Here is a 16,050-nt window from a genome sequence, read left to right as displayed (position 1 = left end):
AATCCGTGCCTAATATCTATTACTTGCTACTTGTTTAGAAGAACAAGAAGCGTGTATCTTTTACGTTTGCTTTCAGATACAAATCATTCATCAGACGGCTGGCAAAACGTGCGTGCATGTTAGTCAGCGTAGCTTCTTCTGCTTTTGCGTCGAATGTTTCGTTCAGTTTGTCCTTGCCGTATACCTGCAATACAAATACTCCGGCATTACCTTTGATAGGAGCGCTCAACTGATTTACTTCAGCTGCAGAAGCATAAGCACCTACCAGCGGTTCGCTGCTGCGCAATGCTGATACGTATGCAGGAGCTGCAAAAGTAACCATCTTCAAAGAGTCGCTGACTGCATTAGTCATCTCTTTGTACTGGTTGAATGAAGTTGCATTGGCAGCTTTCATGTCAGCCATAATCTTTTCAGCTTTCTTATCTTTTACGATTTCAGCTCTCAACTGATCCTGTACTGCTTTCAACGGACGATATCCTTCCGGCTTAATGCCTACCAGACCTACTACCATCATGTGATCGCTTTCGCCACATTCGTACAAGCCGGAAACATCACCCGGTTTTGCTTTATCAAACGCCCATCTCAACGCTTCTTTTGTGCCTCTTACACCACCGATATTGTGTTCAGAGCTACTCAAATCCATTCTGTCGAGCAGTCTGTAACCGGCTTCTTCAGCGTTAGCTACCATCTTTTCTACACTCGGATTAGCTGCGATAAACTGGCTGAAATCATTATAAGCACGGTTGTAAGTTTCTTTGCTGAACTCTACTTCACGTTTGATAACAGCTACTTTATATTTGTCTTTTACAGATTTCTTGTTAGTCACCTGAAGAATTACGTTTGCTTGTCCCATCGGCAAGTTCACCAGTTCGTTTACACCTGCATTGTTGATAGCAGAGATAAATTTCAGGTTATCACCGTCTATCTGTGCACCTTCGTACTGTGCAGAAGTTAGCCAGTTTGCATCACCAGTCTGACCATATTTCTTTGCCAGGTCAGCAAAGTTAGCACCACCTTTGATCGCGTTGTAGATACTGTCAGCCAATGTCTTTGTCTTCACAGCATCTTCTGCGTATACCTGAATCTGACGGAATTCGACAGAGTCGGCAGCAGCAGCTTTAGCTACAATTTTGAAAGAGTTGATTGTATTGTCGGCACCGTTATAGTAAGGACCATAAATAGTACCTACCGAAGCAGAGTCCAAACGGGCAACTACATCTGACGGGAAAGCTGTTTTGTTATAGAACAAGTCTACATAAGGAGCTTCCGAGCCAGTCGAGCGGATGAAAGAAGTATAATCTTCCGTAGTAGTAGCCAACTGTTCAGTAGCTTCGTCCACTTCTTTCTGGATAGCAGCTCTGTCTTCAGCACTTGCAGTCACTTGTACATCAATGTACTTGATGTCACGAGTTTCCTGATATTGCTTGAATTGTTCTTTCTTCTTGTTATACAAGTCTTTCAGTTCCGATTCTTTCACTACGATTGTAGAGTCCACTACAGAAGAGTAAGGAATACCAGCCATCAACACGTTGTACTGGTTCACTCTTGCGTCGAAAGCGTCCTGTGCTTCCACCGGATTGGAAAGAAGAGCTTTAGATACCAATGCCTGATACTTTTCTGCCAGACGGCTCTCGATCAGAGTTTTCTGAATGAAAGACCAGTATTTATACATGTTATTGTATTGTTCAGCATACTGTGCCGGCATTTGTGATTCGCTCATCTTGGCATATTCCACGAGGAACTTGTTCAACATATCCTTGTCGAAGTTTCCTGTTTGCGGATTCTGGAAAGGAGTTTGTCTCAACAAAGGATGAACGCCTGCTTTCAGGATGTCCTGGATTTCAGCAGCAGAAACAGTCAGTCCCAGTGCTTTTGCTTCTTTTTCGATCAGTTTATTGTTTACGTAGGAACGCCATACTTCATCGCGCACCTGATTGGTTTGTTCGTCATTCAAGGCGGTCACCCCACGCATGAGTTTCACCACTTCGGTATATTCTTCTACCAAATTCTGATACTCTTGAGCGGAAAGAGCGTCTCCGTTCACCTCACCTACGTCATGTGCCTGATGCGGCTGCATCACCTTCCATGCGTCACCCGCAATGAAAGCAAACAGCGCCAAGCCGATAACAATCACCAATAGAGGTCCTTTCGACCTAATGTTTTGTAACGTTGCCATTTTGATTAATACGATTTATGTTTATTATTATTTCTTTCTTTTGTCGTTTTAGCGCACGAAGATACAAAAAATGCTAATATGCATCTATTTATTGGCTAAAAATTTCTTGATTATCGTCATTATTCCAAGACTTTTAATCGCACGAGTTCTATTTTTGTCGCTGTGACCTTAATTATCTTGAATTGATAACGTCCTACCCGGACCACTTCATGCAACTTCGGGAAGCTCTGATATTGGTTCAGGATCAACCCTCCTACTGTCAGATAATCATCCGACTCGGGCAAGTCGAGTCCGTACGTCTCATTGACTTTTTCTATCTCCAGGCGGGCGGACAACACATACTCGCGTTCGTCGATTTGCTTGCTGATATAGGAAGTGTTATCGTGTTCGTCTTCTATATCTCCAAAGATTTCTTCAACGAGGTCTTCCAGAGACACGATGCCGGACGTACCGCCAAATTCATCCACCACTACGGCAATCGTTTTCTTTTGCTGCATGAAGAGTTTCATCAGTTTATGGGCGGACATGGTTTCGGGCACAATCGGCACTTGTTTCACATTCTCATGCCAGTTTTTCGGGGCACGGAACATTTCCGACGAATGGATATAGCCGACTACGTTGTCGATATTCCCGTCATACACGATTATCTTGGAGATTCCGGATTCTATGAAGCGGCTTTTCAGCTCGTCCAGCGAGGTAGTCAGATCGACAGCCACCACTTCGGTACGGGGAACGATGCAGTCGCGGATTTTTATGTTCGAGAAGTCGAGGGCGTTCTGGAAGATTTTCACTTCCGTGTCCAGCTCTTCTTCATTTTCGGCATTATCAATGCTGCTTTGTACGAAATAGTCCAGGTCGACTTTTCCAAAAGCTCTGTCGGACGCATCCTTATTAACTTTCATTCCAAAGAGGCGAAGGAAGATACAAGACAAGCCGGAGGCTAATTTGGAGATGGGATAGAGAACCACATAACAAACAATAAGCGGAATGGCAAAAACATTCAAGACCAGATTGGGATTGATTTTGAAGATTGTTTTCGGCAAAAACTCTCCGGTCACCAGGATAATCAGGGTAGAAATAACGGTCTGCGCCAACACCATCAGGAAATGATTGTCAATGAATCCCGCCAGCAGATTGTCGCCGATAATCTGTGCCATCAGAATACCATAGATGACTAGTGCGATATTATTCCCCACCAACATGGTAGAGATAAATTCATTCGGGTTCTTGAAGAAGATAGAAAGGATGCGGGACGTAATTCCCCCCTTGCGTTCCATCTCAAAACGCAGTTTGTCTACCGACACAAAGGCAATCTCCACTCCTGAAAAGAAAGCGGAAAAGACCATGGTGATAATTAGAGAGATATAAATATTCATAAGTTTTGATTTACGATCAGACGATTTACGAGGTACGGTACAATGATATGACTTCGCCTATTTCGCAGCATCTTTATTCACTGAATCCGGCAGTGCTTTTGTTTCCGGTTGGGGCGGACCGCTACTCGCTTCCTCGTCCACATAGAAAATACCTTCAATATTACGAATGGTATATATAGTCATTTGCTGGTTCGAGTCGAAGCCGTGTCCTGTGATAATTCTGTCCGGTTGCTGAATACGTATAAACTTGTCGGAATACACTTTTTGAGTGGCCTCATTCCAGTAGAGCAGTTCGGTATTAAAACGCTCTCCTTTGCGGTTCTGTATATCCACATTCCCTATCAGCTTCCAAAGCCTTTCTTTGTCATAATAATAGGCAGTATCTGCTTTAATACTGGCTTCTACATTAAAGATAGAGTCGAACTGCTCCATATACACACCTTTTTCAAACGCCCAATACGAAGGCTTTTTACGGTCGTACATCATCCACTCTTCCGTGTTCACCCTATAACGTGTCACTCCGGAATCGGAAATAAGGGTAGTAACTCCCAATGTGGTCATCACCGGAAGAGAATCACGTTCTGTGATAGCCTCTCCCATAGCTTTCTGTTTTCCGCCACAGGAAGATAATAAAAGAAGCATAACAACCACCCCGAAGGTGATTGTTATGCTCATGCTTTTATGCAATAAACGGTTTCTTCGTTTTCGCAACATACGGTTATCTAATCGTTGTAGTCTCTCCTATCCAACCGCCGATAGTGATGCGGTCGCCTTGCTTGTAACCTAACATAAACAGGTCTTTAGCTTGTGGAGTATGACCAGAATATCTACCGATCAAGCTGTTAGCTTCTTCAGCTACGCTCGGATCTACTTGTTTTGCACGTTGCAGTTTGTCGATTACTGCAAAGTAAGTACACTTGTTCAAAGCTGACTCGTCGCTCCAGTTAGGACTCATTGCATACAGATTGGCAATCAGGATATATGGAGCACCATAGTTTTCGTTGAACCCGATAGCTTTCTGACAATATGCTCTTGCTTGAGACAGTTTTTTAGCAGAAGCCAATACCGCTGCGGCAGCGTATGCTTTTTCAGCTTTCTTCACGTTGTCAGTTTCCAATCCAATGGCTTCGTCGAAGAATTTGACAGCACCGTCGATGTCACCTTTCTTAAATGCCTGGTAAGCACATCCGGTAGCGGCATCTGCACTAGGTTCTATCTTGTACACATAGAAAGCAGCCTGTTGATAAGCTTCGCTTTCCGTACATCTCATCATTTTCATGATGTCGATTACTTTCTTCAAGTAAGCCAGATCTGTTTGGTTAGCTTCTACTTTCGGTCCATAGATGTTTTGCAGTGATTCGCAATCAGCCGTTCCGCTGTTTACAAACAAAGCAACCAGATTATCTTTGATACCTTGCAAGTTTTTCTTCTTTGCTTCGTTCGTTTCAGCAGCAATAGCAGCATCAGCATATTCAGAAGCAGCCAGATAATCCTGAATGAATTGTTCCTTATGGTTAGGATCTGTTTTCAGTTTATCCAAAGACATTTGCAGGAAATAGAAGATAGTAGCGGCAGCAGATTCAGCTTTTACTGCATTTACCGACTGGCTCAACCATTGATAAGCCTGATTAACATCAATTTTCGGAGCGAAAGCGATGTAATCTACAGCTTTGATACCCAGAGCTTCATCAGCAGAAGACACTTTTGTACCTTTAGCCAAGAACTCATCTGTGTATTTGATACGCAAATCATGCGTATTCATCAGTTCATCAAAATATTTCTGATATTCCGGATTATTCCTATCCTTGATTTGTCCCATCAAGCCTTTCAGAATTTTATATCCGTCAGTAAAAGTATAGAAACGAAGCGTCGGGCAGTTTTCCAACACAGCTTTCCAAGGAGTATACGCATCTTTAAAGTTACCTGCACGCACAGCTTCATGCGAGATACTACTGTTCGAATTACAGTTAGTCGCATCCTGTGCTACCACAGTGGTTGCCCCTGCCGAAAGGAACAACATAGCCACAAGCGTTTTAATTTTCATTGTATCTAAATTTTAGTTGTTATTATTATAGTCGTCTATTCTTTCTCTTCTTACATTCATTTCAATTACTCTACTCTGCGTTTGAAGAACCAACGTTCGTTGAACGTCAATCCGATGCTAACGCGGAAGATATTTTCGTTTACAAAGGTCGATTCCTGTCCACTTACACGAACAAACTGTCCGCTGATGCTAAGGATGGAACGGGAACGAGGCACAGGCAGACCGAAACCGGCTGTTACGCCATATTCGCGGGCTGCGTCTTTACCGCCAATCTTATAATACGGAGTCGTATAATAAGCTCCCAAACGATATTTGATGTGGGATAAATAGGAACGTCCAATCAAATTGGGAATATATTCCGCACCCACTGATATTTTATGACGGTCGCAATACGTGTATGTTTCATCAAAATCTTCACGTACAGCATCATCCGATGTATTTACGCCAAACTTTGTTTTTGACCATTGCTGCAAACTATAATCCAGACCGACAGTCAAGCGTTTGTCATAGTTATATGTAAAGCCGACGCCAAAAGTATTAGGCAATTCAAGCGTAGCATCCCAATCCTGACTGACAGTTGAGCTAGCTTGCGTCGTTACTGTATAATCATTATTCAGTTTATGCTTCGGAGAATATACTGCTCCGATAGTGGCTGAATGTTTTTTGTTAAATTCTTGCGTATATTGCAATCCAAAATCCAGTTTATAATCCGACACTGACACAGCATTCTGCCTAATGTAAGAATAAGCAGAAGCGGTATTCGGATAAAGCTGCGTCAACGAGCGGGTTATGTCTCCCCAAAAATAAGAAGCATTCACACCAACAGACAGGTTTTTCAAGACTTTTACACCCGCACCAACATACAGTTGATGTAAACCTCCCTCACCAGTAAGGCTTTTCGTGCTATACGGTGAAGTTTCTGTAGCCTCATTGCTTTCCGATACAGAATATCCCACATTGGAGAACGGCAACAGACCGATACTCATCGCTACCCTCGGATGCAAACGAAATTGCATAGCCAGATAGTCGAAGCTAGAGTTTTTAGCGTTCAGTTTCACACCACCGCCACTAATATTCATATTTTGCAGACTAACGCCTCCTTCAAAAATAAACGTCAACGAGTCAATGGCTGTATACGAAGCAGGATTCAGCGGATTGATCTGTGCTCCATCCCGAAGTCCAAAAGCAATTCCCCCCATCGCCTTGCTATTCCCGAAACTCTGATCGGACAAGTCGCCATAGCCATATCGTGTATAAGGAGAGTTTGTATTATTTTGAGCGATTGCCATTCCGGTAACCATCGTGAGCAAAAGCGCACAAAGTGTGTGTTTAAATCCTACCATTATTATAGTTTAAAATTCTATTTAATCCTTTCAACACTAAAAATCTATCTGCAAAGATGATACTTTTTACGCTGCTATCAAAAGAAAAATCATCTCCGCCCGTTAAAAAAACCAAAAGTTCAGGATATTTATGCTTCATAGACTCAATATAACCTGAAATTTCGTATTCCATCCCTTTCATCACTCCGGCGCGTATAGCCGTTTCGGTGTCCCGTCCCATCGGGAGTTTGCGCCCGTTGGTGTCTACCAGGGGCAAACGTCCTGTAAACTGATGCAATGCCTTGAAACGCATCTGCATACCGGGAGAAATATTACCGCCATGATACTGGCCTTTTGAGTCGATAAACTCGTAAGTAATGCAAGTTCCCGCATCAATCACCAATATATCCCGATGAGGAAACTGCTCATTAGCACCCACTACGGCAGCCATACGATCATATCCCAATGTTTCGGGAGTTTCGTACAGGTTGACAACCGGAAGCGGAGTCTGATGATTGAGCCAGAGCAAAGGAAACGGCAAAGCGGCCAAATCAGCTAATACCTTTTCGTTTAGATCAATGACAGTAGCCACAATCCCCTGTTCAACCGGATATTGAGAACAAAGAGCTTTCAAGCAACCTAGAGACTGATTGGATTCAGCTACTACATCCACGATTTCTCCGCCGTCGAAGAAAGCAATCTTTGCCTTTGTATTTCCTATGTCGATTATTAAATTCAAATCTTTTGGTTCTTTAGCGGGCGCAAAGGTAAAGTAAAAAAAGAAAAGTTGAAGCATAGAAGAGGAATTATCTTCTTTTTTCATTTTAGAAATCCCCCCAAACAAAAAATCGAACTATCTATTTTTAAATAGATCAATTATCTTTTATTGTTTATTATGTATTCCACTTTGCGTTCGGCAGTCCTTTTTCATTACATCATAAACAACTAATAAGCAATAGATTACAAGAGAAAAACAGCGTTCCACAAAGCGTTTCACTATTTTGTAATCAATTTTCCGTTCCAACAGAAACATTATTTCACCCAAACAGAGGCTCCGTTTTATCTCATCTAAAGGCAAATTTCCTGAATCATCTTCATTTTTTCATTCACAAAACACAGAAAAAGTGTGTTGAGCGAACTATATTATATAGATTATTATATTTTAGTATTTATATATGTTCGGTTGGTGGTTCGCCTACTTTTTTTCGAGCGTTGCAAACGCATGACAGACAAGCAGTTGAGCCACCTTCAGGGGGTGTTCGTTTGGCTGTTCGATTTTTTAGCCCCAAAATAGAGGCTCTATTTGAGGGAAACAGAGCCTCTGTTTAAGCCATATAGAGCCTCTGTTTGTATGAAATAGAGACTCTATTCCGATAAAACAGAACCACCGTTTTCCCGAATCCAACAATTCTTCCTATATTTGCCACCAAAATAAAACGAGCCTGCTAATGAAACGGTTTTTCTTATATACAATCCTCTCCTTCTTCCTGTTGCTTCCGTCCGCCGGACAAGCACCTGCCAACAGCAACGACTCCATCCGCTTGAGTTTGTTGACTTGCGCTCCCGGAGAAGAAATATATTCCCTGTTCGGACACACTGCCATCCGCTATGAAAACCCGTCACAAGGGATTGACATTGTGTTCAATTACGGATTATTCAGTTTCAACACTCCTAACTTCATCTTCCGCTTCTCGCTCGGAGAAACCGATTACCAACTGGGGGTAACGGATTATGAGCATTTTGCGGCTGAATACGCATTCTACGGACGCAGCGTGTGGCAGCAAACACTGAACCTGACTGATGAAGAGAAAACAAAACTAATCCAGTTATTACAAGAAAATTATCGCCCGGAAAACCGGGTGTACCGTTATAATTTCTTTTACGACAATTGCGCCACCCGTCCCCGGGACAAGATAGAAGAAAGCATTGCAGGAAAGGTGGTTTATCCGACGGAACCGCAGGATTGTTCGCGCACTTTCCGCGACATCGTACATCAATATTGCAAAGGACATCCGTGGGCGCGTTTCGGCATCGACCTCTGCATCGGAAGCGAAGCCGACCAGCCCGTCACACAACGGCAAATGATGTTTGCCCCCTTCTATCTGATGGATGCTTTCGACGGCGCACAGATTTTCACAGATACCTATTCCCGTCCGCTTGTCAAGGCCAACGAACTGATAATCGACGTCACTCCCGAACCGGATGAAAGCGGCTGGATGCCCACTCCGCTCCAATGCTCGTTACTCTTATTTATACTGACAGCCGCCGCCACGATCTATGGCATCCGCCGGAGAACCGGATTATGGGGAATCGACCTTGTTCTTTTTGGCATAGCAGGTATCGTGGGATGCGTCCTCGCCTTCCTCGCCCTCTTCTCCCAACACCCGGCAGTCAGCTCCAATTTCCTGTTATTGGTTTTCCATCCGGGACAACTTCTTTTCCTTCCCTACATCGTATATTGTGTCCGAAAAGGGAAGAAATGCTGGTACTTGACCTTGAATCTGGTCGTTTTAACACTTTTTATAGTGCTTTTTCCTGTAATTCCGCAAAGATTTGACTTTGCTGTTGTACCTTTGGCACTCGTTTTGCTGATACGTTCAGCAAGCAATCTGATTGTGACATCTAAAAAGAAATAATGAAAGGACTACTAACTTCCCTCATCACCGTACTGACTTTCACCGGGCTACAAGCCCAGTCACTGCCTTCCGCCCCTAAATTAGTGGTAGGGCTGACTATCGACCAACTGCGTACGGACTATCTGGAAGCATTTTCGTCACTCTACGGCGAGAAAGGCTTCAAACGTCTTTGGAAAGAGGGAAGAGTGTTCCATAACGCCGAATATACCTTCTGCAACGTAGACCGCGCTTCTGCCATCGCAGCCATTTACAGCGGCACGACGCCTTCCATGAACGGAATCATCTCCCAACGATGGATGGACGCCTCTACCCTTCGCCCCGTCAACAGCACCGACGACACAGCATTCATGGGATATTACACCGACCAAACGGCCGCACCCACCAAATTACTGACTTCCACCATTGCCGACGAGCTTAAAATAGCTACCCAAGGCAAAGGACTCGTATATGCCATCGCCCCCGATTGCGACGCCGCGCTTTTCGCAGCCGGACATGCCGGAAACGGCGCTTTCTGGCTCAATCCCAACACCGGAAAATGGAGCGGAACGACCTATTATGGAGAGTTTCCGTGGTGGGCAAGCCAATACAATGACCGGCAGGCGATTGATTTCCGTATTGCGGGTATGACATGGGAACCGGTATTCCCCCGTGGCATGTACACTTTTCTGCTAGATTGGCGGGATATACTCTTCAAATATAAATTTGATGACGACCGTAACAATAAGTACAGACGCTTCATCGCCAGCCCTTTTGTGAATGACGAAGTGAACGCACTTGCCGAAGAAGCATTGAACAAAAGCTCCATCGGCATGGATGACATTACTGACTTATTGGCACTCACTTATTATGCAGGAAACTACGCACATAAATCCGTACAGGAATGTGCCATGGAAATACAAGACACCTACGTGCGTCTCGACCGCAGCATCGAAAACCTGCTCGAAGCGCTCGACAAGAAAGTAGGACTACAAAACGTGCTTATTTTCGTCACTTCCACCGGATATACGGACAGCGAATCGGCTGACTCGGGATTGTACAAGATTCCCGGCGGAGAGTTTTATCTCAACCGTTGTGCCGCCCTATTGAATATGTACCTGATGGCTACGTATGGCGAAGGAAAGTATGTGGAAGCTCACCACAACCAGCAGATTTATCTGAATCATAAATTACTGGAAAAGAAGGAACTGAATCTGGCAGAGATCCAACAAAAGTCAGCAGAATTCCTGATGCAGTTCAGCGGAGTGAACGAAGCATATTCAGCCAACCGGCTGTTGCTGGGTTCATGGACACCGGAAATTCATAAAATACGCAACGGCTACCACCGCAAACGTTCGGGCGACCTCGTAATCGACGTCCTTCCCGGATGGACCATCGTCAACGAGAACGGCGGCGAAAACAAAGTGGTACGTCATTCTTATATCCCTTCACCGCTGATTTTCATGGGACATTCCGTAAAACCGGCCATTATCCGGACACCTGTAACCATTGAACATATTGCGCCCACACTGGCACATTTCATGCGTATCCGGGCTCCCAATGCCTGTACTTCTGCTCCTATTACCGACCTACGGTAAAAATTTACTCACAAAAACAGGGAGCAAAACATAAATAAATCAGCATTTTAATGTAACTTTGCGGAGATTATTCGCCACAAATCCCACAGATTCGCACAGATTAAAAAGAAAGATCCGTGTTCTATATGAAAAAATCTGTGTAAATCCGTGAAATCTGTGGTGCAGAAAAAGATAAATAATAAACTAAATAATATAACATGGGATTTAATGAATTTTTAAGCTCGATTTTCGGAAACAAATCCACACGAGACATGAAAGAAATCAAGCCCTGGGTGGAAAAGATCAAAGCTGCCTACCCGGAGGTTGAGAAACTGGACAACGACGCCCTCCGTGCCAAAACGGAAGAACTCAAAAAATATATCCATGAATCGGCTACCGCCGAACGTGCGAAAGTGGAAGAGTTGAAGGCAAGCATCGAGACACTGGAACTGGAAGACCGCGAAGAAGTCTTCGCACAAATCGATAAGACAGAAAAAGAAATTCTGGAGAAATATGAAAAAGCACTGGACGAAGTACTGCCCGTTGCTTTTTCTATCGTGAAGGCCACTGCCAAACGTTTCACAGAAAATGAAGAAATCGTTGTTACCGCTACGGATTTTGACCGCCAACTGGCTGCAACGAAAGATTTTGTACGCATCGAAGGTGACAAGGCCATCTATCAGAATCACTGGATAGCCGGTGGTAACGATACGGTATGGAACATGGTTCACTACGATGTACAGCTCTTCGGTGGTGTCGTTCTGCATAAAGGTAAGATTGCGGAAATGGCAACCGGTGAAGGTAAAACATTGGTGGCTACTCTCCCGGTATTCCTTAACGCACTGACCGGAAACGGTGTGCACGTGGTTACCGTGAATGATTACCTCGCCAAACGTGACTCCGAATGGATGGGGCCTCTTTATATGTTCCACGGTTTGAGCGTGGATTGTATCGACCGCCATCAACCGAACTCCGACGCGCGCCGTCAGGCATACCTGGCAGACATCACGTTCGGTACGAACAACGAATTCGGTTTCGACTACCTGCGTGACAACATGGCTATCAGCCCGAAAGACCTTGTACAACGTCAGCACAACTATGCCATCGTCGATGAGGTCGACTCGGTATTGATTGACGACGCCCGTACTCCGTTGATTATCTCCGGTCCTGTACCGAAAGGTGACGACCAATTGTTCGAACAACTCCGTCCGTTAGTAGAACGTCTGGTAGAAGCACAGAAAGTATTGGCTACCAAATATCTCTCCGAAGCTAAGAAACTGATCGCATCCAACGATAAGAAAGAGGTGGAAGAAGGATTCCTCGCGTTATACCGCAGCCACAAGGCATTGCCGAAAAACAAGGCTTTGATTAAGTTCCTTAGTGAACAGGGTATCAAGGCAGGTATGCTCAAAACGGAAGAAATCTACATGGAACAGAACAACAAGCGTATGCATGAAGTTACTGATCCGCTGTATTTCGTGATCGACGAGAAACTGAATAGTGTAGACCTGACAGACAAGGGGGTAGACCTGATTACCGGTAACTCTGAAGACCCGACATTGTTCGTTCTTCCGGACATCGCCGGACAACTTTCAGAACTGGAAAACCAACATCTGACTAACGAACAACTGCTTGAAAAGAAAGATGAACTTCTGACAAACTATGCCATCAAATCGGAACGTGTACACACCATCAACCAGTTGTTGAAGGCTTACACCATGTTCGAGAAAGATGATGAATATGTAGTGATCGACGGACAGGTGAAGATTGTAGACGAACAGACAGGCCGTATCATGGAAGGTCGCCGCTACTCTGACGGATTGCACCAGGCTATCGAAGCCAAGGAACGTGTGAAAGTGGAAGCTGCTACGCAGACCTTTGCAACGATTACTTTGCAGAACTACTTCCGTATGTATCACAAACTGTCCGGTATGACCGGTACTGCTGAAACGGAAGCAGGCGAACTTTGGGACATCTACAAATTGGACGTAGTCGTGATCCCGACCAACCGTCCGATTGCAAGAAAGGATATGAACGACCGCGTTTACAAGACGAAACGCGAAAAGTATAAAGCTGTTATCGAGGAAATCGAAAAATTGGTTCAGGCAGGACGTCCGGTATTGGTGGGTACTACCTCGGTAGAAATCTCCGAGATGTTGAGCAAAATGCTTACCATGCGTAAGATTGAGCACAAGGTATTGAACGCCAAACTGCACCAGAAAGAAGCGGACATCGTTGCTACTGCCGGTTTGAGCGGAACAGTAACCATCGCTACCAATATGGCTGGTCGTGGTACCGACATCAAGTTAAGTCCGGAAGTGAAAGCTGCGGGAGGTTTGGCAATTATCGGTACGGAACGTCACGAATCCCGTCGTGTAGACCGCCAGTTGCGTGGTCGTGCAGGACGTCAGGGTGACCCGGGTTCTTCTGTATTCTTTGTGTCACTGGAAGATGATTTGATGCGTCTGTTCTCCTCCGACCGTATCGCCAGCGTAATGGACAAACTTGGTTTCCAGGAAGGCGAAATGATCGAGCACAAGATGATTTCCAACTCTATCGAACGTGCCCAGAAGAAGGTGGAAGAAAACAACTTCGGTATTCGTAAACGTCTGTTGGAATATGACGACGTGATGAACAAGCAGCGTACAGTGGTTTACACCAAACGTCGCCACGCTTTGATGGGTGAACGTATCGGTATGGACATCGTGAACATGATTTGGGACCGTTGTGCCAATGCTATCGAAAACAATGATTATGAAGGCTGCCAAATGGAACTGCTTCAGACATTGGCGATGGAAACTCCGTTCACTGAAGAAGAATTCCGTAACGAGAAGAAAGAAAAGTTGGCCGAAAAGACTTTCAACATTGCGATGGATAACTTCAAACGCAAAACTGAACGTCTGGCACAGATCGCTAATCCGGTTATCAAACAGGTATATGAAAACCAGGGACACATGTACGAAAACATCCTGATTCCTATTACAGACGGTAAACGAATGTATAATATCTCTTGTAACCTGAAAGCGGCTTACGAATCGGAATCTAAAGAAGTGGTGAAATCGTTCGAAAAATCAATCCTGCTCCACGTCATCGACGAAGCATGGAAAGAAAACCTCCGCGAACTGGACGAACTGAAACATTCCGTACAGAACGCAAGTTACGAACAGAAAGACCCGCTGTTGATTTATAAACTGGAATCTGTGACTTTGTTCGACGCCATGGTGAACAAGATCAACAACCAGACTATATCTATCTTGATGCGCGGACAAATTCCTGTACAGGAAGCTCCGGACGAACAGGCTGCCCGTCGTGTGGAAGTGCGTCAGGCCGCTCCTGAACAACGTCAGGATATGAGCAAGTATCGCGAAAACAAGCAGGACTTGAGTGATCCGAACCAGCAGGCTGCTGCCAGCCAGGATACTCGTGAACAGCAGAAACGTGAACCCATCCGTGCAGAAAAGACTGTAGGACGTAACGATCCTTGCCCATGCGGAAGCGGTAAGAAGTATAAGAACTGTCACGGTAAAAACCTTTAAGAAGTTGAGAAGGGAGAGTTGAGAGTTGAGAGTTAAAAGTTGGGTAAGTAGGAGTTTCTATTTCTTTGTGCTCATTTTTTAATCAGCTTCGCTCAAAAGCCTTATTTAATTTTTAACATTAAGGTATAATCTCAAGTTTCAATACACAAAAGAAAGTCTCAAACGGTTAAAAACTGTTTGAGACTTTCTTTTATTCCTCCAAAATTGTACTTTTGTTCAAATTACTAAATAGAACAAAACTATGGCAAAATCTTATTCACTGGCTTTCGTCACTATCTTCCTACTGACACTGGGCAGCTGTCAGAGTTTGGAACAGATTTCCATTGATTATCTGCAACCTGCCGACTTGAGCTTTCCTCCGCAACTCCGGAAAGTAGCTATCGTGAATAACACCAGCAACACCCCGGATAACAAACTAATAACAACGACTGAAAAAATCAAAGAAGGTACACCGCTCGTAAGTCGTGCAACTGCATACGCCAACGGAGATCCCAAGATTGCCACCGAATCACTGGCTGAAGAAATCGCACATCAGAATTATTTTGAAGAAGTAGTCATCTGTGACTCTGCTTTGCGGGCAAATGATAAACTGGCCCGCGAAAGTACATTGAGCCAGGAGGAAGTCCGTCAGTTAGCCTCTAGTTTGGGAGTGGATTTTATCATTGCATTGGAAAATCTGCAACTCAAAGCCACTAAATCAGTCCGTTTTCTGAATGAGTTCAACTGTTTTCAAGGAGCAGTAGACGTAAAAGTATATCCCACGGTGAAAGTGTATCTTCCCGAACGTAGCCGGCCGATGACTACGCTCCATCCTAACGACAGCATCTTTTGGGAAGAGTTTGGAGGTACTGCCGTAGAAACTGCCACCCGCATGATTCACGACAAACAAATGCTGGAGGAAGCGGCGGTATTTGCAGGGACAGTTCCGGTGAAATATCTCGTCCCCATGTGGAAAAAAGGAACACGATATCTGTATACCGGAGGCTCGGTTCCCATGCGTGATGCTGCCATCTATGTACGCGAAAATTCATGGGACGACGCATACGAACTTTGGAACCAGGCTTTCGAAGGTACCAAGAACCAAAAGAAGAAGATGCGGGCAGCTCTCAACATAGCTGTTTATTATGAAATGAAAGATAGTCTCGCCAAAGCGGAAGAATGGGCGGAAAAAGCACAGCAACTAGCCAAGAAAATTGATAAAAAGAATATCACAGATAGTGTTCAGGCCAGCATTGACGATGTGCCGAATTATTATCTTACGTCCTTGTATTTAGCCGAATTGAAGGAGAGAAACGCTCAATTACCTAAGTTAAAATTACAAATGAGCCGATTTAATGATGATTTTTAAGGAAATTGTGTATCAAATCTTATTTTTTTTATACCTTTGAACTTATAAAAAGAAGGAAC

At 44.3% G+C, this 16,050-nt stretch carries 10 protein-coding genes; 4 read left to right on the top strand and 6 right to left on the bottom strand.

The annotated features are described in order from the left end of the window. Positions 1 to 34: 34 nt before the first annotated feature. The 6 genes from KTR06_RS00850 to KTR06_RS00825 form a co-directional block, all read right to left on the bottom strand. Positions 35 to 2,176 carry a peptidylprolyl isomerase gene (locus KTR06_RS00850; RefSeq protein ID WP_008017005.1) on the bottom strand — a complete coding sequence of 714 codons (2,142 nt, stop codon included), beginning with the start codon at positions 2,174 to 2,176 and terminating at the stop codon, positions 35 to 37. Positions 2,177 to 2,295: 119 nt separating this feature from the next. Next, a complete protein-coding gene (locus KTR06_RS00845) occupies positions 2,296 to 3,552 on the bottom strand; it encodes a hemolysin family protein (protein ID WP_004314044.1) in 1,257 nt (418 codons plus the stop codon). 57 nt (positions 3,553 to 3,609) lie between these two features. Continuing rightward, entirely contained in the window at positions 3,610 to 4,227 is a 618-nt protein-coding gene (lptC, locus tag KTR06_RS00840; RefSeq protein ID WP_008771162.1) for an LPS export ABC transporter periplasmic protein LptC, read from the bottom strand. A gap of 43 nt (positions 4,228 to 4,270) precedes the next feature. Continuing rightward, positions 4,271 to 5,596: a hypothetical protein gene (locus tag KTR06_RS00835; protein ID WP_008017009.1), complete on the bottom strand. Its 1,326-nt coding sequence runs from the start codon at positions 5,594 to 5,596 to the stop codon at positions 4,271 to 4,273. Between the two features lie 65 nt (positions 5,597 to 5,661). After that, positions 5,662 to 6,939 carry an OmpP1/FadL family transporter gene (locus KTR06_RS00830; RefSeq protein ID WP_087318636.1) on the bottom strand — a complete coding sequence of 426 codons (1,278 nt, stop codon included), beginning with the start codon at positions 6,937 to 6,939 and terminating at the stop codon, positions 5,662 to 5,664. After that, positions 6,926 to 7,714: a type III pantothenate kinase gene (locus tag KTR06_RS00825; RefSeq protein ID WP_008645330.1), complete on the bottom strand. Its 789-nt coding sequence runs from the start codon at positions 7,712 to 7,714 to the stop codon at positions 6,926 to 6,928. The genes KTR06_RS00830 and KTR06_RS00825 overlap by 14 nt, the downstream gene beginning before the upstream one ends. A gap of 652 nt (positions 7,715 to 8,366) precedes the next feature. Between KTR06_RS00825 and KTR06_RS00820 the strand changes: the two genes are divergently transcribed. The 4 genes from KTR06_RS00820 (at position 8,367) to KTR06_RS00805 (ending at position 15,991) form a co-directional block, all read left to right on the top strand. Further along, positions 8,367 to 9,554 carry a DUF4105 domain-containing protein gene (locus KTR06_RS00820; protein WP_217289857.1) on the top strand — a complete coding sequence of 396 codons (1,188 nt, stop codon included), beginning with the start codon at positions 8,367 to 8,369 and terminating at the stop codon, positions 9,552 to 9,554. Continuing rightward, a complete protein-coding gene (locus tag KTR06_RS00815) occupies positions 9,554 to 11,128 on the top strand; it encodes an alkaline phosphatase family protein (protein ID WP_217289856.1) in 1,575 nt (524 codons plus the stop codon). The genes KTR06_RS00820 and KTR06_RS00815 overlap by 1 nt, the downstream gene beginning before the upstream one ends. A 197-nt stretch (positions 11,129 to 11,325) precedes the next feature. Beyond that, a complete protein-coding gene (gene secA / locus KTR06_RS00810) occupies positions 11,326 to 14,643 on the top strand; it encodes a preprotein translocase subunit SecA (RefSeq protein ID WP_009039709.1) in 3,318 nt (1,105 codons plus the stop codon). Between the two features lie 241 nt (positions 14,644 to 14,884). After that, positions 14,885 to 15,991: a DUF6340 family protein gene (locus KTR06_RS00805; RefSeq protein WP_217289855.1), complete on the top strand. Its 1,107-nt coding sequence runs from the start codon at positions 14,885 to 14,887 to the stop codon at positions 15,989 to 15,991. Positions 15,992 to 16,050 lie beyond the last annotated feature (59 nt).

The organism is Bacteroides sp. MSK.20.12 (genome assembly GCF_019052435.1).
In the GTDB taxonomy this organism is placed as follows: domain Bacteria; phylum Bacteroidota; class Bacteroidia; order Bacteroidales; family Bacteroidaceae; genus Bacteroides; species Bacteroides xylanisolvens.
This window is presented reverse-complemented; position numbering and strand designations above follow the sequence as displayed.